Source organism: Spirochaetota bacterium (assembly GCA_034190085.1).
GTDB lineage: Bacteria > Spirochaetota > UBA4802 > UBA4802 > JAFGDQ01 > JAXHTS01.
The window spans coordinates 76,109-102,727 of the sequence record JAXHTS010000002.1 but is presented as its reverse complement, the minus strand read 5'-3'; the positions used below and the strand labels follow the sequence as shown (position 1 = coordinate 102,727).

24 protein-coding genes and 1 pseudogene are annotated in these 26,619 nt (G+C 38.4%); 17 read left to right on the top strand and 8 right to left on the bottom strand.

Translation table 11 applies throughout. The features are described 5' to 3' along the window. The coding region (locus tag SVZ03_00630) for an IS481 family transposase (GenBank protein MDY6932708.1) at positions 1-821 on the top strand (821 nt) is incomplete at its 5' end. 186 nt (positions 822-1,007) lie between these two features. Here SVZ03_00630 and SVZ03_00625 read toward each other — a convergent pair. The 3 genes and pseudogenes from SVZ03_00625 to SVZ03_00615 form a co-directional block, all read right to left on the bottom strand. Beyond that, positions 1,008-1,201 (bottom strand): annotated as a pseudogene (locus tag SVZ03_00625) (IS3 family transposase). A 155-nt stretch (positions 1,202-1,356) separates the two neighbouring features. Further along, positions 1,357-2,337, bottom strand: coding sequence for a hypothetical protein (locus tag SVZ03_00620; protein ID MDY6932707.1), 981 nt, complete (start codon positions 2,335-2,337; stop codon positions 1,357-1,359). Positions 2,338-2,587: 250 nt separating this feature from the next. Next, entirely contained in the window at positions 2,588-4,705 is a 2,118-nt protein-coding gene (locus SVZ03_00615; protein ID MDY6932706.1) for a TonB-dependent receptor, read from the bottom strand. 506 nt (positions 4,706-5,211) lie between these two features. Between SVZ03_00615 and SVZ03_00610 the strand changes: the two genes are divergently transcribed. The 5 genes from SVZ03_00610 (at position 5,212) to SVZ03_00590 (ending at position 9,541) form a co-directional block, all read left to right on the top strand. Beyond that, entirely contained in the window at positions 5,212-5,592 is a 381-nt protein-coding gene (locus SVZ03_00610) for a hypothetical protein (GenBank protein ID MDY6932705.1), read from the top strand. Further along, positions 5,543-6,025 (top strand): M48 family metallopeptidase, encoded by a 483-nt coding sequence (locus SVZ03_00605; GenBank protein ID MDY6932704.1) that lies wholly within the window; start codon positions 5,543-5,545, stop codon positions 6,023-6,025. The genes SVZ03_00610 and SVZ03_00605 overlap by 50 nt, the downstream gene beginning before the upstream one ends. A gap of 109 nt (positions 6,026-6,134) precedes the next feature. After that, complete coding sequence (locus SVZ03_00600) at positions 6,135-6,341, top strand: hypothetical protein (protein ID MDY6932703.1); 207 nt, start codon at positions 6,135-6,137, stop codon at positions 6,339-6,341. A 4-nt stretch (positions 6,342-6,345) separates the two neighbouring features. Then, entirely contained in the window at positions 6,346-7,989 is a 1,644-nt protein-coding gene (locus SVZ03_00595; protein MDY6932702.1) for a LamG-like jellyroll fold domain-containing protein, read from the top strand. Positions 7,990-8,143: 154 nt separating this feature from the next. Then, positions 8,144-9,541 carry a CCA tRNA nucleotidyltransferase gene (locus SVZ03_00590; GenBank protein MDY6932701.1) on the top strand — a complete coding sequence of 466 codons (1,398 nt, stop codon included), beginning with the start codon at positions 8,144-8,146 and terminating at the stop codon, positions 9,539-9,541. Here the strand turns inward: SVZ03_00590 and SVZ03_00585 are convergent. Then, positions 9,535-9,978 carry a hypothetical protein gene (locus SVZ03_00585; protein ID MDY6932700.1) on the bottom strand — a complete coding sequence of 148 codons (444 nt, stop codon included), beginning with the start codon at positions 9,976-9,978 and terminating at the stop codon, positions 9,535-9,537. The two genes, SVZ03_00590 and SVZ03_00585, sit on opposite strands and share 7 nt — an antisense overlap. A gap of 393 nt (positions 9,979-10,371) precedes the next feature. Here SVZ03_00585 and SVZ03_00580 point away from each other — a divergent pair, with 393 nt between their 5' ends. Beyond that, a complete protein-coding gene (locus SVZ03_00580) occupies positions 10,372-10,809 on the top strand; it encodes a hypothetical protein (protein ID MDY6932699.1) in 438 nt (145 codons plus the stop codon). A gap of 60 nt (positions 10,810-10,869) precedes the next feature. Here SVZ03_00580 and SVZ03_00575 read toward each other — a convergent pair whose 3' ends face one another. The 4 genes from SVZ03_00575 to SVZ03_00560 all read right to left on the bottom strand — a co-directional run bounded on the left by SVZ03_00575 (position 10,870) and on the right by SVZ03_00560 (position 15,021). Beyond that, entirely contained in the window at positions 10,870-12,213 is a 1,344-nt protein-coding gene (locus SVZ03_00575) for a VWA domain-containing protein (GenBank protein ID MDY6932698.1), read from the bottom strand. Positions 12,214-12,216: 3 nt separating this feature from the next. Then, a complete protein-coding gene (locus SVZ03_00570; protein ID MDY6932697.1) occupies positions 12,217-13,164 on the bottom strand; it encodes a MoxR family ATPase in 948 nt (315 codons plus the stop codon). Between the two features lie 4 nt (positions 13,165-13,168). Continuing rightward, positions 13,169-14,305 carry an acyl-CoA dehydrogenase family protein gene (locus SVZ03_00565; protein ID MDY6932696.1) on the bottom strand — a complete coding sequence of 379 codons (1,137 nt, stop codon included), beginning with the start codon at positions 14,303-14,305 and terminating at the stop codon, positions 13,169-13,171. A 110-nt stretch (positions 14,306-14,415) separates the two neighbouring features. Continuing rightward, positions 14,416-15,021: a DUF2284 domain-containing protein gene (locus tag SVZ03_00560; protein ID MDY6932695.1), complete on the bottom strand. Its 606-nt coding sequence runs from the start codon at positions 15,019-15,021 to the stop codon at positions 14,416-14,418. 282 nt (positions 15,022-15,303) lie between these two features. Between SVZ03_00560 and SVZ03_00555 the strand changes: the two genes are divergently transcribed. From SVZ03_00555 to SVZ03_00510, 10 genes are all read left to right on the top strand, one after another. Beyond that, positions 15,304-15,792: a nitrous oxide reductase accessory protein NosL gene (locus SVZ03_00555; GenBank protein ID MDY6932694.1), complete on the top strand. Its 489-nt coding sequence runs from the start codon at positions 15,304-15,306 to the stop codon at positions 15,790-15,792. 408 nt (positions 15,793-16,200) lie between these two features. Continuing rightward, complete coding sequence (locus SVZ03_00550) at positions 16,201-17,547, top strand: TolC family protein (GenBank protein ID MDY6932693.1); 1,347 nt, start codon at positions 16,201-16,203, stop codon at positions 17,545-17,547. A 228-nt stretch (positions 17,548-17,775) separates the two neighbouring features. After that, positions 17,776-18,966 carry an efflux RND transporter periplasmic adaptor subunit gene (locus SVZ03_00545; protein ID MDY6932692.1) on the top strand — a complete coding sequence of 397 codons (1,191 nt, stop codon included), beginning with the start codon at positions 17,776-17,778 and terminating at the stop codon, positions 18,964-18,966. After that, entirely contained in the window at positions 18,945-20,867 is a 1,923-nt protein-coding gene (locus tag SVZ03_00540) for an ATP-binding cassette domain-containing protein (GenBank protein ID MDY6932691.1), read from the top strand. The genes SVZ03_00545 and SVZ03_00540 overlap by 22 nt, the downstream gene beginning before the upstream one ends. An 18-nt stretch (positions 20,868-20,885) precedes the next feature. After that, a complete protein-coding gene (locus SVZ03_00535) occupies positions 20,886-22,115 on the top strand; it encodes an ABC transporter permease (GenBank protein MDY6932690.1) in 1,230 nt (409 codons plus the stop codon). A 10-nt stretch (positions 22,116-22,125) separates the two neighbouring features. Beyond that, positions 22,126-23,256, top strand: a complete 1,131-nt coding sequence (locus tag SVZ03_00530) for an ABC transporter permease (protein ID MDY6932689.1) — start codon at positions 22,126-22,128, stop codon at positions 23,254-23,256. A 385-nt stretch (positions 23,257-23,641) separates the two neighbouring features. After that, a complete protein-coding gene (locus tag SVZ03_00525; GenBank protein MDY6932688.1) occupies positions 23,642-23,854 on the top strand; it encodes a hypothetical protein in 213 nt (70 codons plus the stop codon). Then, complete coding sequence (locus tag SVZ03_00520) at positions 23,851-25,038, top strand: FtsX-like permease family protein (GenBank protein ID MDY6932687.1); 1,188 nt, start codon at positions 23,851-23,853, stop codon at positions 25,036-25,038. Before SVZ03_00525 ends, SVZ03_00520 begins: the two co-directional genes overlap by 4 nt. A 21-nt stretch (positions 25,039-25,059) precedes the next feature. Then, entirely contained in the window at positions 25,060-25,764 is a 705-nt protein-coding gene (locus SVZ03_00515) for an ABC transporter ATP-binding protein (GenBank protein MDY6932686.1), read from the top strand. A gap of 20 nt (positions 25,765-25,784) precedes the next feature. Further along, positions 25,785-26,612: a nitrous oxide reductase accessory protein NosL gene (locus tag SVZ03_00510; protein MDY6932685.1), complete on the top strand. Its 828-nt coding sequence runs from the start codon at positions 25,785-25,787 to the stop codon at positions 26,610-26,612. Positions 26,613-26,619: the final 7 nt, after the last annotated feature.

Here is a 26,619-nt window from a genome sequence, read left to right as displayed (position 1 = left end):
TGCGAGTTTCTAACGAGTTAAAGAAAGATGGCTTATTCGTTTCCCCAGGTGGAGTAAGGAGCATCTGGCAAAGACATGATCTGGAGACATTTAAGAAAAGGCTCAAGGCATTAGAGGCAAAGGCTGCCCAGGATAATTTAGTGTTTACAGAAGATCAATTAATAGCTTTAGAGAAGGCTAAGATGGGAAAAGAGGCTCATGGAGAGATAGAAACAGAACATCCTGGCTATTTAGGAGCACAAGATACGTTTTATGTTGGGACAATGAAAGGTGTTGGCCGAATATATCAACAGAGTTTTATCGATACTTATTCAAAGGTCGCTTTTGTTAAACTCTACACTACTAAAATTGCTATTACAGCTGCGGATATTTTAAACGATAGAGTGTTGCCATTTTTTGAGGAGCAAGTGATTCCCCTTTTGAGGATATTAACAGATAGAGGGACTGAGTATTGTGGAAAAATGGAAAACCAAGAATATCAGCTGTGTTCAGCAGTTGAGAATATCGATCATTCTAAGACAAAAGCCAAGAGTCCTCAATCGAATGGTATTTGTGAACGATTTCATAAAACAGTTTTGAATAAATTTTATCGCGTTGCTTTTAGAAAAAAGATTTACAGAGATTTAGAAGAGTTACAAGAAGATCTTGACAATTGGATAAAAGAATATAATGTTGAGAGGACACATGCTGGTAAATATTGTTTCGGAAAAACGCCTATGCAAACATTTTTAGATTCGAAAAGTATTGCTATAGAAAAGATGCTGGATAATAACTTACAGACAACAAAAGGAAATGAGAGTGTCAGATTAAATGCTGGCTAGTACATTGGTTATGTAGTTCCAAAAGAACTGGCATAAATTAAAAGGTTATAAAATGATACCCTTAGTTTTAAAGGATAAAATATTCAAAGATGGTGTTTTGAAGGAAGCAGCTTAGAATATATATTCTGCTGGTGGATATAATTCTATCAATCCACAACTTTTGGCAATAGCTCTATATCGATTCTTAAGATAAGAACAATAGCGGCTACGTGATACTCCCAACACTTCGGCCATTTTCTTCACCGGAAACTTGCCGCTATGTTCTCTAATGAATTTGTACCTCGCTTCTCGGTCTTTGAGAAAATGGCCACTGCTTTTATTAATATACCACGCTCCAATTTTACATCTGCTAATTCCTTCTTCAACCTATATAATTTTTCATCCCGAGGAATACCTTTCCCAGGAAATGCTTTCCGATGAAGCAAATGAATATATCTTAGCTGATGCTGTGAAATTTATCTTTATTTGATAATATTTCAATTATAATTTTGAACTCGATTCTGTTCAGATGGAAAGGTGACATAGGTTTTCATTATTACTCAACGTCACGGCATAAGCAATGACCCTCTCCAGTATGGCCCAGTGTATTAAGTGTAGCGGTGAGTTGAAAATAATCTGCATTAGGCATTGGAGCTAAGCCATCACCACCGTCTTTCATGTTTGTTTCTGTTATGACAAAGGATCCATTAAGTCCTCCATCGGGATTGCCGTCTATATCAAAATCTGAGCCTGGCAACATCGTATAAAATGGATTGAAGCCTATGCCCCAGAAATTTATCTCCTCAGAATCTGTTGGTTCCGGATCATCACCTGTTTCCCCCCAGTCTCCAAAAATATGATCAAAATGGAATGTCATCTCTGTTTTTGCCTCCCCCCCAGCGGCAAGCACTCCATCATTTGTTCCATCCTCATCCAAATCTAAAAGCGGACCACAATTGTAAAATGTCAGTTCCTCCTCTAACTTTATTGAAAAATTTATATTTTCTGTCACAGGATCGCCATAGGTTGCGACCCCGATTAGGATAAGGGAATAGCCTGTATAATCAGCAGCGTCTCCAGAAGCATCATCTGGAATTTGCACAATGTTAAAATTTAAATAGTTATAGTTGCCGATAGGCGCATTCTCGATCCTCCCTACCTCAAAAACTGGGTTATCGCCAGTTTGCTTAAGGTCTAAAAAATATTGCCCAGAAAGGGCGATATGCGCCGCCCCCTCAGGGATATCAGAATGGGGATGCCCAGCATGTCGTGCCGCCTTGGATGAATCCTCGGCAACCTGATAGGCAGTTGAACCTTCTATGTTCACAAATACATGATCAAATTCTATATTCCATCCATCTTCAGATTTAAATCCATCGTGTACAAATCCCTCTCCATTAGCATTGAATATCAGTGTACCTGCCCCCTCTATAGGAATATAATCACTATCATCGTCATCTTCACTGCATCCATTGAGGGTTAGAAAAACCGATACTGCTAATCCCATAAGCATTAATAAAAGATTTAATGGTCTCATAAAATTCTCCTTAAAATTATTTTTTCAAGTTCAACATAACTAACACACAAAGCTCCGCTTTTCCATTCGTCCTATTCGTGTATCCTTGAAACATCAAAACATTAGCTAATAATGATCATTTATTATTTTAATCTATGAAAACAATACCCATTCCCTATCTAGGGCGGCTTGAAAATATTATCTTTAGCTATTATCATTTAAATCATCTGCAAGCACTGACAAATTCCAATAATTAGACAGGTACATATAGTTAAAATTTTAATCCAATCCGAAATTGCCACATCCTTGGCGCGCCTGGCGTTACGTGCAATCCTTCTGCCTCTGCTCCGTTTTTGAAGGGACGTGATGCATAGGCAAAAACAGAGTCATACCATTTTGTATTAAAAATATTTTCGATAGATAAGGTAATGGAAAGATGACCAATCTCATAACCCGTTAGTAAGTCTGTTACATAATTGGATTTTGATGTATAGTTCAGATCGTGCTCTCGTTTTCCAAGATAACGTCCGCGTAGTGCCCCTTTAAATCCGCAGGGATGTATTATGCTTATAACATTAGTTATTAACAACTCGCACATATTAGGTATGGGATCATTGTTTTGAACAAAGCGTGCCCTAACGTAATTAATATCAGTGCCAATGTAGATCCAATGCCATGGTGAGATTCTATTCTCAAAATCCACCCCAGTGCGACGGCTTTCCCCTTTAGGTATGTTTGTGCCAAACTCACTGTCAAACACGCTTTCGGATTCCTTCTCGGCTATCCAGACTGATGCGGCGCAATTAACAATGCCATTCCATAGACGAAGCCGCGATCCCATTTCACCACCAACAACGATTGGTATAGTGTGGTCCTCTTCCCAGGCTAAATGTCGCGCCTCTTTAGATACAAGACCTTGGCCATAGTTGAGAAAAATGTCCACCTGACGAATAGGTGAAAATATAGCGGATGCCTTCGGTGAAACCGCATAGGAATAAGTTCTGAAACTTACCGGATTATTGTGATTTGTTTGAACAGTATTGGTGTATATGTCAAATTCATGAATATCCTGCTCGCCATCGCCATTAAGCCAGATAATATCATAACGAATGCCTATAATAAATTTTATCCATTGAGCAAGCGTTATGCGTTCATCCAGATACACGCCCAATGCAGTTTCAGTAAAATCGTAAGTATTTATAACATTGAATCTCTGTCGGTCTGCTGTATTTGCCTGGGTTTGATCAATAAAGTCGCTACGCAGACTCATGCCCCCCTCAGTGTTGAACTTTATGTTGCCTACTTTATTAGTCTTTCTTAAATAACCCTGCAACCCAGCATAATGCCTTGAATCATTCTGCTCAAGCTGATCGCCCATTTCAGGATTTAAGTAATAAAAGGTATAATTGCTAAAAATTTTAGTCTTTTTGTAATTAAAATAGGCTTGAGCACGCGCTTTAATGTCACGTCTTGATAATTCATATGTTAATCCCAGAATATGTCGACTAACATCAACCCTATTTGAATCGTCAAGGGAATCGAAACGTGAAATCAGTCCAGCATCAATGTATTTTTTAGGGAGTATATCCGCTGCCTCAGAAGAGGTTTCATATCCGGCGTATAGGATACGCAACTCAGATTTATCTGAAATGGGTATACATTGATTGACAAATCCGCGTCCGGCCTGTAGCTTTCCTGGATCAGTATATCCCTCTGTTTGATCACCTTCTATCACAACATAACTATTCATCCCATACCATTCCTTAAACAGATGAGCGATGCCTTGGACTGTCTTTTTATTGCCACTGCTGGCATCTGCTGAATAGTTAAAATCACGCTTTTTGTAAGGAATAAAGTTGATCACGCCGGCAGTGGCAAAGTTGCCGAATCGCGGATCATATGGCCCCTTCATTACCCATATCTTTTCAATACATTCTGGAATGATAAAATGCAGGTCAAGATACCCTTGTCCATGGACATGAGATGATTCATTGATCGGAATACCATCTAAAAAACCTGCAATATCCTGCCCATGTTCGGCGTCAAATCCCCTAAGGAATATTTGATGAGCCTTAGCTCCGCCGGTATGCTGTGTAATATACAGGCCTGGAATAAAACGCATCAGGTCTGATGCTGTGCGTCTTGGATAGTTCATGAAATCGCGATTACGTACAGTATTATCGGATGCTGTGCTCATGGTATGCTCAGAAACAACTATAATTGGTGGTAAACTAATCTCTTTACCCTCTTTATTATCAGAGCTTTCAGATGATTCATCGAATATGGTACTTTCATCTGTGAAAAGAGCCTCTGTTGGATCTGCATTGAGGTAATGGCCATTATAAAGAAAAAAGAATAGCATCAAAATCAAAGATATTTTTGAGATCACTTAACCCTCTTCAGTCTCATTTTGTTATGTTAATGATGTGGTATTCGTGTAATTGGATAACACGATAACCGTAAAAGTGTTACTACTGTTGGTTTAATATAGATATTGGTCAAGTAATTTTTTTTCTTCAATATTTTATTGCTTTATAATTGCAGATATTTTTGTAATATTATTCCGAATTTTCGACATAGCTTTTAGAATTATTACTGTAAATCATCATTGTCCTTGATTATCATTTCTCGTATTGTTATGAAGAGTACATCCTAATACTATTAGAGACATGGAGAAAAGTACTTGCATTGTCTTTTTGCACAATTATAGTAATTTTATATACATAATGGCTCTTTTTATTCTATATGCACAATAATCTATGTTTGAGTACTGAACTCAGATTTTCACGACTTTTCAGTCAATAAAGCAAATCCAAAAATATGTTTGGTTAGATTCGCCTTTCCCCTGCTATCTTCGGGGTAATACTCGCTTTCATTGTTATGGGAGATCATATTATGCGATCCTTAATACAGTATTCTAATCTTTTTGTTATACTAATTTTTTTGCTGCAATCATGCAGCACAGTGCCAGTGAGTGGCAGAAAACAATTAGATTTAATTTCAGACTCAACTATGCTATCTATGAGTTTCAAGCAGTATGCTGAATTCATTAAGACCAACAAACTCAGCAACAATTATCATCAAACTAAAATGGTTAAATCGGTGGGTCAACGGATTCAAAAGGCTGTTGAAAAATACTTTTCTGAGAGGAACATCCTTTACAAATTAAAGGACTACAGATGGGAATTTAATCTTTGTAGAGAGCAAGGATGTAAACGCTTGGTGCATGCCTGGTGGGAAGGTGGTGGTTTATACAGGTATTTTGCCAATAACTAAAGATGAAACCGGATTGGCGGTTGTTATGGGACATGAGGTTGCTCATGCGATTGCGCGTCATGGGAATGAAAGGATGAGTCAAGCCTTGCTTACTCAACTGGGTGGGGTTGCATTATTAGTCGCGCTTAAGGAAAAACCAGAAAAGACCAAGCAGTTATGGATGACGGCCTTTGGAGTAGGGGTACAATTTGGGGCTATTTTACCTTATAGCCGACTTCAAGAAAGTGAAGCTGATCATTTAGGTTTAATATTTATGGCAATGGCTGGATATAATTTCAATTCAGCAGTTAGTTTTTGGGAAAGGATGTCTGAGTTGAAGGGTGGCAAGGCTCCGCCAGAACTCTTAAGCACTTACCCATCTGATAAAACAAGAATAAGAAAAATTACTGAATTATTACCTGAGGTAATGCAATATTATAAAAGATCAAATTAACCTTGACTGATATAATGACATCTTAGAGAGATTATGGTGTTCTATGTTTTTGTGCTGGTACTATAATAGCATTTGGTCAAAATTACAGATTATAATTAAGGAGGAGGAAATGAGCGAGGATTATTTGAACAAAGTTATAGCCTTGGTTGACGGTAAGATGGGAACGATCATTGAGGATTGTGATGATAATGGTCAGTGGGGAGTGAAGGTCGAAGGGGAAAGCAGAATCAGAAAGATTTCTAACGAAGAGATAAAAAATCTTGGTGGAGGATCATTGATTCAAATCCCTGTTGGACCAAGTTCAACCTCTTCATGATTATATGAAAAGGGTGTTACTATTATTAGCGCTGATAGGCTCGATCTCTACTTCGACAAATGCGACTGGAGATGTAATAAGATTTTCGTCCAGGGGATTAGATCTTCATAGTGTTATTATGACAACTGATTCGAAGGGAAGGGATGTCTTTACGCTATCAGACCTTACTTATGCTGGAAGCAAGCCACAGATTACTGACCTTGTCCTCTCATTCAATTCTTCGTTCTCTCATCTCGCTAAGGATGATACCGGCAAGTATCATATTCACAACTCATTGTATTGTGACGTAGAGAGAAATGGTGTTCTCGGGGGTGGCGGGGCTCATTTTTATAAGGTTGATCATAGGGTTGAGATATTATCAGCTAGAGAGCTTTGGCTTGGCAGATGTGATGACCTTGGCTCCTTTACAATCGAATTTAGATTATTTCCGTTATCCCTTGCTGATGGCGCTATGCTCTTCTCAAGGGTTGGATACTTATCGAGCGAAAAGAATGGCATTGAGATTGTATTAAGGGGGGGGAGGATACTTGTTAGAATGCTAAAGATGTTTAGAGACAGTTCAGGAAGAAGATATAGTGTAATCTTAAATAGGGGAAAAGAGCTTGAAAAGGGGGAATGGCATCACTTTTATATAAGTTTTGATAGGATTTCAGGGAAGCTTGTGAAATGCCTAAATGGAGTGGAAGAGGAGGTGCAGTATATTACTAAGAGCGGTGATCCCTTTATACAGGTTTTTGAGCCATCCTTTGCATGTGAGGATCTGCCTTTGGCAATTATAGGCGAGAATTATACCGGATACCTTGATGAGTTCAGGATATCCTATCGCAATATAATAGATCTTGAGAAAGAGACAGCTATTGCTTATCGGAACTATAAGGAGGTGAGCGTTATAAATAGGCTTCCAGTCAACAGCGAGGGATCAATACAAAGCCCTGTTTATAGCTTCCCTTCAACAGGGACTTCTGTTACACTATTCATGTGGAATGAAATTATTAGAAAAAATACCTTTATCTGGATGGAATTTAGGATAAGCGATAATCTTTTTTTAATGAATGATAAAAATTTGAAGTGGTACAGGATCGAGAATAATCAGAAGAACATATACCTGAAGAGAGTCGGCGACGAGTTTTTGAGAGGGAAATATTACCAGTGGAGGGCGCATTTAATTCCATCACCTGATGGTAAATACTCACCATCAATATATAATATACAATTGAAATATAGTGTTGACACTCCTCCTAAAACCCCAATCTTTTTAGAAGTAACAAGACAAGGGGATAGAATTGTTGGCTTGAAATGGAAAAAGAATGTAGAGCATGATATTTATGGATATAAGATCTTCTATGGTCTTAAATCTGGCAGGTATGATGGTGTGATAGGTTATGTGAAGAGCAATAGAATTACTAATAGTATATCAAAAAATAAGAATTATATTGAAGTAGATGTTACTAATATGGTGATTGAAGAAAATAGGCATAGATATGACGATGGGATATTCAGTTATCCATTATTAAATAATAGTGTATTATACTATTTTGCTATAAGCGCATATGATTCATATAAACCTGATACCATATACAATCATGAATCAAAGCTCTCTAATGAGGTGTCAGCAAGGCCCTTTGGTGGTTCTGAGATTAGTCAATGAAATTTTGCTTTTAAGTAATTGTTATATTGGCTTACTCTACCCCAATGGGGGCATGAGAGATGATGGGTAAGAGGTGAGACACCATTTCATCTTTCTAAGGGGATGAATCATATCTTAAAATATTATTATCCTGATGTCGATTATGGAGAAAAAAATGATGATAGAAATCCCGGAGAATATTCGGGAAGACATACATGAGCTTGTCAAAAGGTTCCACAAAAATGGTTATGAGTGCTATCTTGTCGGAGGATCGGTTCGGGATTTGATTATGGGAAAGTCAGTATTGGATTATGATTTTGCCACAGACGCGCATCCTGAAGAGGTAATGAAGATTTTTCGAAGAGTAATTCCTACAGGTATAAAGCATGGAACAGTGTCTGTGATAATAAAGGGCAAATCTTTTGAAGTAACAACCTATAGGTCTGATGGTGAGTATATTGATTGCAGAAGACCTGAGAGTGTTTCATTCTCCAAGACATTGGAAGAGGATGTAAAGAGAAGGGATTTCACTATCAATGGACTTGCTTATGATTTCATTAACGATGAGGTTATCGATTTTGTTGGAGGTATAGGAGATATTGAGAGGAGGGTTGTTAGGACAATAGGCAATCCCATCTTAAGATTTAGCGAGGATGGGCTGAGGCCCTATAGGGCTTGCCGCTTTGCAGCAAAGCTGAATTTTACTATTGAAGAAGAATCCTTCAGATCAATAGAGGAAACGCTTTCTATTGCAAAAAGGGTATCAAAAGAGAGGATTAGGGATGAACTCATAAAGCTAATCGCTACAGAGAAACCATCCATTGGTTTTGAGTATTTGCGAAAATCCGGTCTGCTGAGACTCTTTTTGCCTGAATTAGTCAATTGCTATGGAGTAGAGCAGAATAAATATCATTTATATGATATTTATTATCACAGCCTCTATTCATGCGATGCCATTCCAGGTGTAGATCCAATAATAAAATTAGCTGCTCTCCTTCATGATATTGGAAAGATGACGACTAAGAGAATGGGGGATGATGCTGATTATACATTTTATAATCATGAGGTTATTGGAGCAAAAATTACCAAAAAGATAATGAAAAGGCTTAAATTCTCCAACGAGGAGATATCAAGGGTTTCCAACCTCATTTTGAATCACATGTTTCATTATATTGATGAATGGACTGATGGCGCTGTCAGGAGATTCATGAGAAAGGTTGCTCTTGAGAATCTGAATGACCTCTTTCTCCTAAGGCTTGCTGATAGAAGGGGAAATGGAATGAGGGATGGATTGCCCGCTCCAATACATGATTTGATTAAGAGAATCGAGAAAGTAATTGAAGACGAAAACGCGATCACTGTCAAAGATTTGGATATAAACGGATATGTCATAATGGAAGAGTTCAAATTAAAGCCCGGACCTCAAATCGGGAAGATTCTCAATGGATTACTTGAGATGGTTTTGGATTGTCCCGAAATGAACCAGAGGACAATCCTAATAAAAAAGGCTTATGAAATTTATGAGAGTCTTGTTGAATATGATAGTTCCCGCCAATGTAGAAGAATTCAATAACGTTTAATTACCGAGAGATGCAACACCTGATCATCTGTTTTTTTTCGTATTTCCCTATTCATTCTGTTGCAGATAATTGCCTCCCGTATAGAGATTATGGATGATAAAGCAAGGGTCCCTGATATCAAATAGTTTCCATAATCACCCCATACATCAACATTCATATCCCCCTTCTCCTTCAGCACATCAAAAATCTGTATTGTCATAAAGGTTATAATAAATGAGAAGGGTAAGGATATGAAAAAGGTAACCTCTAACCTCCTAAATGGATTCTCCAGGTTTTGATGTTTAGATACATGTGAATTGTTGAAATCATTATTGATAGCGGAGATATAGTATGATGTAATATGATTATCTGAATAATTATTTTGAGCAAAAAGATCCCTAATATATATGAGGGAGAGAATTGATATGAGTATTAGAGCAAGGTATTTCATATAAGACCTTAATAAATCCTAGGCCATTAGACCATGTTTTGAAATTTACTACAATTAGTGCGAGGTTTATTCATTGGTTATATCCCTTGATGTAAGAGCACTAATTAATGCATCTGTCAATACTATATTAAAGAATTACGGACTGTTTTCTATGCAGAAATCTCCATCACCTACCTACAGTTCTATTGTAATAAATCTTCTTCTCGTAATAGGTATAAAGGGATTTGAGTATATTTTCTGCATACACTTTTACCAGAATTTAAGGAAATTTTCACTTAATAATTAAATTTTTCAAAAAAATTAGAAGCAAATTTGACTTTGAAAGAAAATTTTATTATATTTATTCGATTTAAAAAAAGAATCAACCATCAAGTTTAGAGGGGGACTTCTGACATGAGGTACATAATAAAATCATTCTTTAATAATTTTCTTAATAAAACCCTATGCTTTTTTTTTAACATGGAGGATAACATGATGAGTGGATCCAAGTCAACGAGAGAGCCTCATGGTGAAACGGTCTGTTTTGATCATTCTGAGAATACAATTTTTAGCGATTCAATCTTTGACAGGCAATATCTGAAGGAGATTAAAGAGGCGAACGAACATGAAATCATAGTCAAAATTGCTGAAATCCTTGGAAAATGCCCTTCAAATCTGAATGTAGCAGAGGATATTTTCCAGCAGGTGAAATACATAATCACTAACTACGTTATCCATCATGAATATAACTCTTCTCAAGGTGTATGTAGCGAACTCCTGCTATGGCTTGATAGTAAAAGCAATCCTGATAATGCAGAAAGATTTACAAATTTTGTGTTAAAGTACATATAGAATTAAATTAACCCCCTAGAGTTGTTGTTTGATGAATATTACTCCTGACCGAAGTCAACTCTAAAGGGTTTTTACAAGATCGTATACTATTTTTTCCAGGTGAGTAATGGTGTTACATTCCCTTACTAAATGACAAAAGGGGATGTAGCCATTCATTTCCGAGTCTCCGGTTCCCCATATAGATTTTTCTTCAGGATTTAGCCAGATAAGCCTTTTGCATCTAGTGAAAATTAGTTTAAGAATCCCCCTCTCCGGATCGCCATAATTACTACGAGCATCACCTAAAATAATTACTGTTGTCTTTGGGGTTACAGTATCAATCCAGTTTGCCTTAAAATCGCTAAATGCGCGACCATAATCCGTTGGACCAAACATTATGGGAAGTCCGATTCCTTTCTGCAGCCTCACCATTGCCTCTTCAACGCCAAATTGTTCAAAAATATGGCTCACCTCTACGAGATTGGAGCAGAAGGTGAATGTCCTTATCTTGGATATAACCCTGTTCATTCCATATATGAAAAGCAACAGGAATCTTACAACGGTTCTTACAGAACGGCTTACATCGCATATCGCAATAACCTCCGGGCGGTCGATCTTTTTATATTTCCACCAGGGATTGAAGATGACCCCCTGATATTTCAGGTTATTTCTGAGTGTTCTTTTAAAATCTAGCTGTCCTCTCTTGTGGGTTTTTCGCCTTCTTGAGCTTACATCATTAAGATTTTTTACCATCTTGTTGATAATAGCCTGCATCTGATGGAGATTTCGTCCTTCCACATTAGTGAGTTTTACATTTTTTAAATACCACTCCCTTATTTCCTCAGTTGTTGAACCGGAGAAGAGTATAAATTGCTGCTCCACAAAATTTCTGACATTTTCGAAGAGGTAGTGCCTCCCCTTTTCCAGCTCCGTGGCCCTTTGTTTGGAATAATCTGTATTCTCCTTCAATAACATATCTATATCCATCCTCAATTCAGGAAGGCCCATATGATGTAGGATCCTCTGAAGGTATACCCCTTTCTGTGTAAAATACTGTATCCCTGTTATATCGACAGCTCGCGCAGCCTCTCTGATGGAGACCGCAAGGCCGAGATTGTCCCCGGAGAGGAGCATCTGTGCAAGATTTGATGTGCCTTCATTGCCCTCTGATGCCGCGCTGCCAAGGGTGTCATTATTTTGATCTGTGAAACTATAGGAGGAGAAGAATCGATCAAAACAGATATTAAATATCTCCTTTTCATGTTGAGATTTCGCAAGCGCTGATTGCAGAGAATCCCTAAAGACATTTCTTTCCCGAAAGCCAACAAGCTCGACTGCGTTCATTGCGTCAATGCTTTCAGACACTGAGATCCTTACACCTGAGCTCCGAAGAGCTGTTATGAAATCTTCAAGCGCTCTTTTCATCTCTTAGTTCGCTGACTCTCTAACTGCTTTTGCTGTAATATCATAGATATGCTCTTCTACTAACTGGATATCTACTTCAAATTTCAGAAAGGTATTAATAGTCTCTCTTACTAAATCTGGGTTCAGGTCGCCTGCATTTAGAAGTAGAAGCACCCTAGCCCAGTCTATTACCTCGCTAATAGATGGAGGCTTCCTGATATCCATCTCCCTTACCTGTTGAATAAATGACACAAGTTGAATCCTTAACCTTTCTGCAATATCTGGCACCCGAATGCTTATTATCTCCCTTTCCAGTTTTATATCTGGGAATGGGATAAATAGATGCAGACAACGACGTTTCAGTGCGTCGCTCATCTCCCTTGTATTGTTGCTCGTTAAGAATACAAATGGTTTTGATTCAGCATGTATGGTACCTATCTCTGGGATTGAAACCTGAAAATCTGATAGGATTTCCAGAAGAAAGGCCTCAAATTCCTCGTCCGATTTGTCAATTTCATCAATCAGTAGCACTGCGCCTGTTTTACTCTGAAGAGACTGCAATATTGGTCTGGGGTCTAAAAAATCGCTTGAAAAGAATATATCATTATACTGATGGAGTTTATTGATTGATTCTGCAAGACTCTCTCCCTCATTAACAATATCATTCAGCTTATCCTTTAACATCTGTGTATAGAGAAGCTGCTTTCCATATTTCCATTCATATAGAGCCTTAGACTCATCGAGTCCCTCATAGCATTGCAGACGGATCAAGGGCATGTCTAAAAGAACAGAAGTTGTCTTTCCAAGGTCAGTCTTGCCCACACCCGCTGGCCCTTCAATAAGAATTGGCTTTCCAAGATTGAAGGCAAGATATAGTGTTGTAGCGATATTCCTGCTGCAGATGTAGCCAGCGCCCTTCATCCCCTGTTGAATATTCTCAATTGAGGAGAATAGTTGGTTTTGTAATTTCATTGATTCACCTATTATTTAGTATAGTATTGCCAAACTTCCTCTGCTTTATTTTTATCACATTCCTCCCAATATCATTGATATGAACAAGATCTTTGGTGATATTATCCAAAGGAGCATCCTCCTTTATCTCTGAGTTTTGCATAGTCTGCCCTAATAGAGATTGAAAGTCCCTTGATAGCCTTCGAAAAACAGGCATCAGCGAAAAGGGTGTCTGACAGTATTTTGGTTTGTCTAGCAAACACGCCGCTTCGTAGGATATAATTCTAAGGGCATGCACCATGGATTGCAATTCTCCAATAGCCTCTCTCAACTCATCTGTTATGGTAATGCCCTGTTTTTCAATAAGCGAGAGTAGAAGATCAATCTGTAATTGCATTCCTCCAATTATTGGACCAAACATAATAGTCTCTTCCAGTTCTCTAAATGGTTTCATCATATCCTCATATGCGCTGCCTACATTGCCAAGTATATTATTTGCTGGAACAGAACAATTGGTGAGTGTAATCCCACAATGAGGTGAAGGTCGTAAGAAATTTAAACTCATCTTCTCAATGATCGATAAACCTGCAGTATCCGCTGGAACAAGGAATGCTGTAATCTGATTTTTCTCATTATGAACCCCTGTTACTGCAAAAACAACAAAAATATCAGCAATCGGACCGTTTGATAGAAAAGCCTTCTCACCGTTTATAATGTAGCAACCATCCTTGTAATGCGCAGATGTCATCAAGCGCTTAGGATTTGCCCCGGTTTCTGGTTCTGACACAGCTATTGAGGCTGTTATCTTGCCACGTGAAAGATCGAATAGATACAGGTTTCGCTGTTCACAGTTTCCAAAATTCAGAATCAATAAACGTGAGATAATGAGATGAATAATCCATGATAGGGCAAGTCCAATGTTGTGTCCCCTTCTAACCATGGTTTCAGTAGCCACGACAATTGAAAGATAGTCCTGCCATATGCCGCCATAGGTTTTAGGGATGCTGAGCCCAAGAAGGTCCTCGCTACCCATTTTACTCCATATGTCAAAGGGAAATTCATCCATTGAATACAGATCATCGTGAAGGGCAATCACATGTTCTGCAAAATGGGATATTTTAGTCTGTAGGGCTAAATGCTTGTCTCTTAATGTCGTAGACAATCTAACTCCTCTCTTTACAAACAATTAAAATTATCTATAAATTTTTTTGTTCTTTATTTTTCATCAAGGTATTTTACGAAGTCATTGCCGATAATATCATGAAATGAATATTATCCAATAAGTACAAGACCACATACATTAGCCATTGATACTTCTTCATATTCGCTTTTTTGAATCTTGAAGCTCATCTCCCAACCAACCCTCTTCATCAATTTAGAGACGTTGATGCCAAATCCGGACATCGATGGACGTGCTATGCTGGGATGCCTGCAATTGCCGTCTCTTCTTATCTTATTACAATCCGGCTTGTCATAACAGAAAAGCTGCTTGCATGAGCCTCCGGCAAAAGCCGCTGAATTCACAAAACCCTTTTCAAAAGCAGAATGCTCTAAATGCGAGGCTATTGTGTGAAGTAGTCTGAAAATATCGTAATTTTGATTGGAATAGAGTACCTCTAATGGGACATCAATCTTAAAAAATAACCCATATTTTAATTTCTGAATAAGCTTTCTGAATCCATCTGGTCCTGCAACATAGGGAGGACAGCTTGCAGACTGTCCATAGTTCATACACCCAGGATCCTTGCAGTTCGCAGCGAGCTTATCCTCAATGGAAATTTCATCTGTAGTTATAACTGAAACAGAACTTGCCCCCATCTGAAGCGCTAGTATTTTCAAGTCCATCAAAAAATCCGTTATATTACCAGAGGCTTCCATTATTGCATAACCCTTTATTCCTAAAATCCTGTATATTTTGATGTTTTCATCTGAAATGAACTAGTTGTCAGTCCAATAATAAGTATATTATTTTTCCTTGCATGTTTCAAAGATATTCCAAAAATTCTTGTATAATATATCAATAACAAATTAAATGAAATGATTGTCAATTTATAAAAAGAACAATTTACAATTATACACCCTAATTTATCATATTGATAACTATATAAAAGGCATGGTAGTACTTAAATTAAAACAAAATTTTAAATGGAGGCAGGATATATGAAGAATATAGTGATATTGCTTTTAATTATTATTTTTATTCCTTCTCTTAGATCAAATACACTCTCAATAGAGCGATGTATTATGTGCGGGATGGATTCAAACAAAAGTGAAACAAAGTTTGAGGTTCATGTCAGCAAGGGAACTAAGGAGATTGCATCCGGTTGCTATTCGTTTTGCTGTTTGCATTGTGTAGTGCTTTTCAAATATAGATTGAGCGGTGGTGAAATTGGATCAATATTAGTTCGTGATTATAATACAGTAACATCTAAATACGATAGCGGGGAGATGATAGAGGCAAAAAAAGGATTTTATTTAGTAGAGAGTGAATTGTTGCCAAAGGGATCTATGGTCCCTTTCATGCTGGTTTTTTCAACGTATGAAACGGCCAATAAATTTAGAAAGGTCTATGGAGGAAGAATATTTAATTGGAAAGAGGTATGGGGATATACCGAGTCATATGACAGAATTAGAAAAAGTAAAAAATAACCACCCTTTTCTTAAGCTACTTCGAAAGTATGGGGTTCTATTCATTTTTTTGTAAATAATTAAAAATTGATTTTGAATTGATTTTGAATTGATTTTGAATTGATTTTGAATTGATATCATTATTGAATAAATATTATTATTGAAAATGTTGATGTTAACTTTCAACTTAAATCATAGGAGTTATGAAATAGTTGTAGTATCTTCATTAAAGAAAAGAAGGAATCTACAGAAATGAGCGTACCTTAACTTTTATACCCTCCAATGGAATAGATGGTTTCATATTTCTTTTTTCATTAATAATCATTTTAAAGAAGTTTTAAAAAATGTTCATTTATATTATATACTACTTTACATCTCAATATGCGAAATTAATATTGTTTTTTGTGCTTTGTTTTAAGGAGGAAAATCATGAGATGGGAACTTACACACCTTTTTATAATTGTGATTTATATTCTAGTTATGGGATTCTTTCAAGATTTACGAGCTAGTGAAATACAGAATAAGAGATATACTTTAGAGGAGAGTGTTACTAAGGCAATAAGCAATTTTTCATCCATTAAAGTTAAGGAAGAGGCTCTTGAAGGTGCAGTCAACATTAGGAAAAGGGTTAGGTCTGAATTTTTGCCTGAGCTTAGCACGAGTTATGGTTATGTGAGGCTAAGTGAACCTCACCGAATTAAGAACCTATCCCTACCTCCTCCTATATATACTATTCCGAAGATCGAGCTGGATACTGAAAACAACTATCAATGGAAGATCTCTCTTAAGCAGCCAATATTTACAGGATTTGCCCTGACAAGCTCATATAAATTGGCTAAATTAGGCATAGATGTATCAAAATTAGAACTCGAATTGGAGAAATTAAATATTGCCCTACGCGTTAAGGAAGCCTACTTCAACGTTCTTAGGGCTGATAAAACTCGCGATGTAGCAGAGAGCGCAGCCCTTCAACTTGAATCACACGTTAATGAAGCCAGGGATTTCTTTAATGCGGATATAATTCCGAAGAATGATTTATTAAAGGCGGAGGTTGAATTGGGTAATGTACAACATAATCTGACAAAGGCACAAAATGCGACACAGCTCGCCCGGTCAGCATTCAACATCCTTCTGTCAAGGAGAATCAATGATCCGGTTGAAGTTGAGGATGTATTGGAGTACCAACCACCTGAGTTTGATTTTGACGAGTGTTTACAGAAGGCCTTTAAAAACAGGCCAGATATGATGATTATTGATGTAAAATTTCTTCAAGTAGGTCAACAGATCAGGTTAGCCAAAAGCGGCTGTTATCCTGAAGTAGCATTAACCGCTGATTACCTAAAGGAAGGAGACAGCCCTGATGTTTCGGGCAGCGATTTTCACCTCCCTAGTTCATGGCAGTTTATGGTGGGTTTATCCTGGAAGTTCTGGCAATGGGGAAAGACTCATTATTCAACAAAAGAGAAAGAGAACCTAAAGAGACAACTGATATTTACTAGATCAGGAATTAAGGATAATATTCGTCTGGAGGTGAAGGAGGCAGCGCTAGCCCTTGACGAGGCAGAGAAGAATATACCAACCACGAAAAAGGCTGTGTCTCAGGCAGAGGAGAATCTCAGAAGCAGCAAGGAACGCTATCACAATAAACTAACGACATCAACAGAGGTCCTTGATGCGCAAACACTTCTTACTCAAGCTAGAATGAATTATTACAATTCCTTATATGATTACAATTTAGCAATAGCAAAATTGAAACACGCAATGGGTGAGTATTAGGGGAGGGGTATTATCATCAAAGCATTCAGCACAAAGGATATTGAGTGTCATCACTTCGGATCACAAGGTTTAGGAAAAGGGATATAAACATTATTTCTGAGTAGCCATAGGTTTTCATCACTTCGGGAAGGTATTTCCACATGATTTTCTTTTATACCTATCATTTGTAATAATGGGTTGATGATAACTCATCTTTCTATAAATTATATCAAGAAATAAGGAGGGAGTATGGTACAGGAAGAAACCCGAAGGCTCATGCTTCGAAGATTATTATTTTCTGTAATTATTGTCGGGTTCATAGGTGGTTTAGGAATTATCTATTACTATGCGGTTTATCAAGGTGGCACTAAAAAAGGGACGCTAAGCCTGCATGGCTGGATTGAAGGTACAGAGGTCTCATTAAGCTCTAAGATAGCCGGAGAAGTAATTAAGCTGGATGTAGATGAGGGTACTGAAGTTAAATCAGGCGATCTCATTGCCCAGATTGGATCAGAACAACTAAAATCCCGTCTAGCTAATGTTGAGGCGCAGGTTGAACAGGCAAGGGGAACTGCAGAGAAGGCTCATGATTATGTAGAAATCCTAAATAGCACGCTAAAAAGCGCAAAGATCGGTTTGGGGTTGGCCAAAGACAAGTCTGAAGCGGGCATTAAGCAAGCTGAAGCAAACCTCGCCTCCACAAAGGTGCTTCTGGAACAGACTGAGATAAATTATACCAGAGCTGAAAAGGAATATCATCGTTTTAAGCCTTTAGCAGAAAATAAATCAATATCACAGAGTAAAATGGATGCAGTGGAGGAGGCCTATAAGCTTGCTCAAGCTCAAGTGGAAAGGGCTAAGAGCGGGGTTTTGCTGGCAGATGCATCCCTAACCATGGCCAAAACATCAAGGACTGAAGTCCAGTTGCGACAGAATGATTTGAGAACCCTCCAAAAGAAGATTGAAGCCGCAATCACTGATGAGAATATTGCAAGGAGGGCTATTGATTCAGCGCTTGCAATGAAGGGAGAGATTGAAGCCACCTTGGATGATACCTTTATCCATAGCCCAATGAATGGCACTGTAACTGAAAAGGTTGTCGAGTTGGGTGAGAATGTAGCCCCTGGCACCACGCTGGTTGTTCTTACTGATTTATCACAACTATATGTGAAAACCTATATTGAACAGGTTGATATTGGCAAGGTAAAACTCAATGATTCCTGTGAAATTAAGGTAGATTCCTTTCCTGATCGTCCCTTCAAGGGGAGGGTTATCTTTGTCGGTTCCAGGGCAGAATTTACACCCAGGGATGTTCAAATGAATGATCATCGTTCCAGTATGGTTTATAAAATAAAGGTTGGTATTGATAATCCAACAGGAGTCCTCAAGCCAGGAATGCCAGCAGATATAAAAGTTATGTGGGAAATAGAAAAATCGTGAGTTTAGCAAAATTAAAAGATAAAGAAGTTATAATTGAGAGTCTATCCAAAAAGTACAGAAATGTTACTGCGGTGGATGATCTTAATCTCGAGATTAAACAGGGTGAAATATTTGGATTGCTGGGTTCGGATGGAGCTGGTAAGACCACAACAATCCAGATGCTCTGTGGGATATTGGAGCCGACATCAGGATTGATCTTCATTGGTGGCCACGATGTGGAGAAAGAGCCGGAGACGATTCGTTCAATCATTGGCTATATGTCTCAGGATTTTTCCCTCTATTTAGATATGACTGTTGAAGAGAATATAAATTTTATGGCCGATATACGCTGTATTCCTGAGGATCTTCGCGAACGACAAAAAAAAAGATTGCTCCGCTTTTCGAGAATGGAACCCTTTCGTAATCGTCGAGCTGCCGCCTTGTCAGGAGGAATGAAGAAAAAGCTCGCCTTAAGCTGTGCGCTTATACACCATCCCAAGGTTTTAATACTTGATGAGCCCACAACCGGAGTTGATCCCCTCTCTCGCACAGAACTATGGAAAATTCTATATGAATTTATTATTCAGGGTATTACTGTAATCATCTCTACTCCATATATGGATGAGGCTGAGCGATGTCATCGCGTAGCCCTGATGCAGAATGGGAGGGTTATAGCTTGTGACAGTCCCTCCAATTTAAAGAAATTGATGAAACAAAAAGTCTGCTCCTTTAGGGCCAGCAACATCAACCAGGCATGCCGGGTGTTGAGGGAGGAGCTTTCCACGAGCGGACAGGTGTTTGGCGATAGGATCAGGGTATACCTGGACGATGTGGATGAGGAGATATCAGGGATCAGAAATGATATGCAGAGCAATAAGGTTCTTATTGATGAGTGCAGAGAGGTGTCGCCCAACATGGATGATGTCTTTCTCTGCCTGTTAAGCGAGGATGAGGATCAGAAGGATGAAAAGCCCTGGATGTCCTTCAAACACCCTAATTTGGGTGAAAAATCTATTGTTTTAACAGAAATAGTAAAAAAGTTTGGCGATTTCACTGCTGTAGATAATGTTAGTTTTGAGGTGAATACTGGCACTGTTTTTGGTCTTCTTGGGCCAAATGGGGCTGGAAAGACTACTACGATTAAGATGCTATGTGGTCTCTTGCCTCCGACATCAGGGGTTGCAACCGTTGCGGGTTACAATATTACAACTCAGGCGCGTTTAGTAAAGAGCCAGATTGGTTACATGTCTCAACTCTTTTCCCTCTATCCAGATTTAACAGTGGAGCAGAATCTGAACTTTTATGGAAGTATTTATGGTATCAGTAGAAAAGAAAAAAAGAAAAGAAAAGAGTGGGTGATTGAGCTTGCTGGACTCAAGGGGATGGAAAAATATTTAACCAGCGAGCTTTCCGGCGGCTGGAAACAGAAACTTGCCTTAGGAACTGCTGTAATGCATCAACCCCCGGTTCTCTTTTTGGATGAACCTACTTCCGGAGTTGATCCAGCCTCCAGAATAGATTTCTGGGATGTTATTCATCGCTTTGCAGAAGAGGGGATTACTATAATTGTCACTACTCATTTCATGGATGAGGCTGAGCGCTGCAACATACTTGGTCTGATGAATGCTGCTAAGCTTATAGCTCTCGGTACTCCTGAGGAGCTGAAGAATGATATAAATGCCAATTTTTATGAGATCACCTCTTCTTCAGTTTCTGATACCTTTGATAAGTTGTCCTCCAATGATATTGTATATCAGGCTGCCCTATATGGGGATAAGATACATATCTCATCAAAAGAGAAGAAAAAGCTTACTAAGGGTTACCTCAAAGCGGAAGGGATAGATGTTGATAAAATTATCAGCATTATGCCATCAATTGAGGATGTATTCATTTATCATGTATTGGAAAGCAATCAAGATTAGTAATGAGGGGGTGTTATTTTGAGCGACAATAGAATATGGATAGAAAAGATTTTGGAATCTCTACCAGCTAAAATAAAGGAATATTGGACTGTAATAAGAGAGAGGGTCGAAAATATAAACCTGCAAAGGACATGGACGGTCATGAGGGCTGAATTTCTACATATCTTTAGAGATCCATTAAGCCTTGGAGTGGCGCTTGCTATGCCATTGCAGTTGCTTTTTTTGTGTGGTTACTGTTTCAGGTTAGAAATGAATAATTTGCCCCTTGCGGTTTTAGATATGGATCAGAGTCAGGAGAGTAGAAATTATATTACAACAATTGATAATACTCCTTTTTTCCATATCAAATATAACTTAGCTAACTATACTCAAGCTAAAGAGCTTTTATCAAAAGGGACTACCCGCTGTTCAATCGTTATTCCGCCTGGTTTCTCACGAAGCATCCATGAGAATCGTCCAGCTAATGTTCAGACACTTGTTGATGGGTCCGAAACACTTACAGCTAGTACCATTATAAATTATATCAGCGGCATCAATGCCTCATATTCAATAGAAATGACTACAGCATTAATGAAGAAGTATGGACAAAATATAAATCTAGAACCCATATCCCTGGATGCCAGGTCCTGGTATAATCAATCCATAAGTGATATTATTTCAGCGGTTGCCAGCATGTTCAGTCTTGCCATAATGGCCTTTGTGCCAATTTTGGCAGCCTTAGCAATTGTAAGGGAAAAGGAATCGGGATCCATTCAGCAGATATTTGCCTCTCCAATAAAACCCTATGAATACATTGCAGGTAAAATGACTCCTTATGTTATCATTCTTACTATAGATTTTATTGTAATTATTTTCTTTGGATTATGGTATTTTAATGTTCCATTCAGGGGGAACATAATCACATTCTCATTGTTTACTTTATTAATGATATTTGCCTCTGTGGCAATTGGCTTCTTTATCTCAACATTAACCAATAGTCAGCTTACTGCAATGCTATTTGCTGTTCTCTTCACCCTTATGCCCGCAATTTTATTTTCAGATATTAATGCTCGAATAGACAATATGCCAGAGGGATGGCGGCTCTATTCATATATTTTTCCTGCTCAACATTACACTGGTATCAGCAGAGCTGAAATTCTTAAAGGGGCTAGTCTCTTCGGCTATTGGAAGGATGCACTCTCTCTAATTATCTATTGTACAATCATTTTTTCAATATGCGCATGGCGGATCAGAGATAAAAAAATATAGGGATACTTATATGTTTAGACGTCTAATTGGATTAATAAAAAAAGAATTTATACAGTTTTACCGTGATTATGTATCTATGCTTATTATTCTGTATTTTTTTACAATATGTATTATATTATGCGGATATAATTATATTTTTGATGTAAAGGACCTTGATACTGTAGTTTTAGATATGAACAAGACAGCGAAGAGTCGTGATCTTGTCGAACGATTTACATCCAATGAGTATTTTAGATTTGAATCCTTTGCTTCTACGCTTGAAGATGTTGAGAGTAAAATTATAAGCGGCAGGGCAGATGTCGGATTGATAATTCCACCTGAATTTACACGCAATCTCTCTAGCAATAAATCTGCTTCATTACAATTCATTGTAGACGGCACAGATGTTATTCAAGCAGGTCAGGGAATTGGGTTTGCAAAGCGAATTATCGGCACTTACAATCAGGAAATTTTAGTAAAGCGACTGAATAGTGCTGGTGTTGCGATTACCCACCCTCCAGGTATAATAAATCATTTACGAACATTTTTCAATCAAGAGATGGAGGGTATTTATTATGTAGTGATCTATCATGTCGTGATTGGTGCCCTTATGGGATCCCTTATTCTTTCATCAGCGGCACTTGTGAGAGAGAAGGAGAGGGGAACAATTGACCAACTTTTGGTTACCCCTGTTCATTCATGGGAACTCCTACTCGCTAAAGTTATTGCCCCATTTATCATTGCTATGATCGCGACTATCTTCTCCTTTTATACGATAATCTGGTTTGACGTTCCATGCAGAGGAAATGTTTTTACTTTTTTTGCATTTATGGCTTTTTTTTTAATTGGGATGACGGGTATTGGCATTCTATTAGGGACAATCTGTCAGAACATGATTCAGGCAATCCTCATGGCATTTGCTGTATGGTTTTCTTTAATAGCAATGGCCGGTATTCTTGCGCCCTTGGATAATTTACCCCCTGTTTTGTATAAAGTAGCCTTATACCTACCAACAACAAACTTTATCATAGCTGCTAGCGGTATCTTTCAAAAGGGTATCGGCTTTGAGATTCTATGGCCACAGGCAGTGACCCTTGTTGGTATGGGATTAGTTTTTTTATCTATTGGTTCTTTTATTGCCTGGCGCCAATGGAAGCAGTAGGCATTGTCTCTATCCGACGTATGCTAATGATAAGGATTTATCTTTTCTCTGGATTTTGAATCTTGACTTCTCCCCACAAATATTACGGGGAACACACCCAATTCCCCAGTGGAAGGTGAAGTATAGATGATTGGATATTGACTAATTACCTGATGAGTGAAATGATCCAAAGTTTTAATAGGTTTATTGGATAGCATTTGATTTCGTTTCTAATCAATTGCCTTTAATATATGTTAATTAATAAACTTGAGAATAGCAAATGATCCTTCAACTCTTCAAAGAGAAATACCTCATTAGAATTTTTATAATTATTATTATTTTTATAGCTCTGTATCTCTATAATTATCATATCTCAACGAATTATCAGCGATCCGAGGACACAAAAATGAGGATGGCACTAGTTTGGACTTTGGGCGTACCCGCTATCCCAATTATTGCTCAATGCTGCACATCAAGAAATCTTACTGATGGAATTTATGCGCGGAGAAGCGAACTGCCCGGGGGATTCTGCTTTCATTCTGATTGTGATGTGATTGCTACAATAGGAGTTATTTCCGAGAAGGTCTATACAATCAAGGTGGTTAAAAAACAACCGTGAATATTGCAAAGCATATTAACCTATGGATTATGGCAGCACAAAATCTTAGGCGCTATAAAGCCAAGTCTCTGGCTATCATAATCCCTTTAGGCCTTATTATGGCCACTTCTTCTTTTATGATGTTCACAAGGGGTGGGTTTTTAAGGGACGCAGAGATTGCCAGGGCATATCTTCCAGATATTACTGTTCAGGGTATTGATGCTGGACGTGTTGGGAAGATTGATCTTAATATACTTGCTAAGATAGAAAAAATTCCCCACGTTAAACGCGTGATTCCAAGGGTTTGGGGATATCTTCCTCTAAAGATTGATGGCAATGATTCTGCGTATACCATGATGGGACTGGATCTTAAGCGCTTGATTCATGATCAACACTTCCCATGGACAATTGAGGATGGATTTTTTCTGTTACCTGGGGATAGAAACAAGGTTGTGTTAGGGGAAGGTGTGGCTTTTAGCTTTAATGCCGATGTTGGTGACAGGCTTCAGATTGAGGATACTCTCGGCAATAAGGGCGATTTTGAGGTGATAGGAATCTTGAAAAAAACAGTGCAGGTTTATAGCACAGATCTAATGATAACATCCATTGATGATGCGAGATCCTTTTTTGGTTATAAAAGAGATAAGGCATCAGACCTATTGGTCTATACTGACAGTCCTGAGAATGCTGATATGGTAGCATGGGAGATAACAGGGATCAAGAATACACGGGTTATGACGAGCAAGGCCCTAACCGATCTGGTAAAGGAGGCTTTTGGACGTCGGGGTGGGACATTTCAGGCTATGTGGCTTATATTGTTGGTGGCCATCCTTCTGTTGGTCTGGGCACAGGCATCTCATATCAGCGTAGATATCAGCAGGGAGATTGGGATTCTAAAGGCCATTGGATGGCAAACTGGTGAGATTATTGAGATGAGAATGATGGAGAGCTTGATTCTCGGCCTTGGAGGCACTTCAATAGGTGTGCTGCTGGGGTTTGTCTATGCGCTTTTAGGCACTCCTGGGATCTCTGGTTATTGTTTGGGGTGTGCAAGCATATATCCCAAATTTCCCGTTCCTGTACAATGCGATCTCCAATCGATTGTGCTTCTTTATATTTTGGGCATTTTACCCCTTATGGGGGTAAGCGCCATTCCTGCATGGCTGGCAGGTGTTATTGATCCTGATTATGCAATAAGAGGGTGACCTACTCTTTATAGAATTTATATGATAAGTTTAGAGAATATAACAAAAAAATATCAATCGGGTAAAATTAAGGTTAGGGCGCTTAACAACATAACACTTAGAATCGGGAAAGGTGAGTTTGTTATGCTAAGTGGGCCATCTGGATCAGGCAAGACCACCCTCTTAAATATCATCGGTTGTCTGATCAGGATCTCCAGCGGACGACTATGGCTCGATAATCAGGAGATATCCCACTTCCCTGATCACTTCCTCTCACAAATTAGGAGAGAGAGGATCGGTTTTATCTTTCAGCAATTCAATCTTCTCCCAGGATACAGGACTTGGGAAAATGTGTCACTTGTTCTCTCTGTAATGGGCATTCCTGATCGGATACGAAGAGAAAAGGCAATGAATATTTTACGGGAGTTGAATCTTGAGACAAGGGCGGATTTCATGGCCAATGAGCTTAGCGGTGGGGAACAGCAACGGGCTGCCATAGCGCGGGCTCTTATAAATGATCCGGATATAATTCTTGCTGATGAACCCCTGTCTAATATCGATTCAGGGCATATCAGGTTGGTTGTAGATATCCTAACGGATCTAAAAAAGAGAGGTAAGACAATTATTACTACATCTCATGATGAACAACAATACATGGCTGACCTGGTAGATGAAAAATATTATTTTCAATCGGGCGAGATATGCTCTTCCTCAACTGAAGAAGGGGAAATAGGAGCAAATGAATAAGAGGAAAAGGGGAATATAAAATGGATACAAAAGGCAAGGCAATAATATTCATAATATTATTAATGATTATTCCATTAATATCAATACAGAAATTACAGGCACAGAGATGGTGCACCCTATGCGCAATGGATTTACAGAAATATAGACTCACACGATATACTCTAACCCTTGATGATGGAAGCCGAAGATATACATGCAGCATTCATTGTGCAGCAATAATAATAAAAAATAATAATGTAAAGGATATAAGGGTGGCAGATTACAATACAGGAAACCTTATGGATGCGAATAAGGCCTTTTTCATTGTAGGAAGCGATATCACTGGGGTAATGTCCAGTGTAAGCAGACTCGCTTTCAATACAAGGAGAGAGGCTCAGAAATTCCAAAAAAAACATGGGGGCGAGTTGACAGACTTTAAGGGTGCATTAAGATCAACAGAGGTTTATATGTCTGATGATACGAAAATGATTAAGCAGAGGGTGAAGAAGATGAAAAAATTGGGCAGGATTGTTGCGGAGTATAATAGCTGTTTCGTATGTCATGGCATTGATGGCGTTGGGGGCATAAGGAATCCAGGCTCAAATAATGGGTATATTCCTGGATGGAATACTGAAGAATTTAACCAGCATATAAATTCTAAGGCTACGCTAAAGGAGATGATACTAAACAGCATAACTGATGAGATGCGGAAGGATTCAAAAAGAATGGCAGGCAGGGAAAAAGGCAGACTTAAGATGCCTGCGTGGAAGGGGTTTATAAAGGGAAAGGAGCTTCATGCCCTCACAAATTATATTTGGAGCCTGAGATCGGATAAGCCAAATATCAAGAACAAGGTTCAGCACAATTGACAGATTT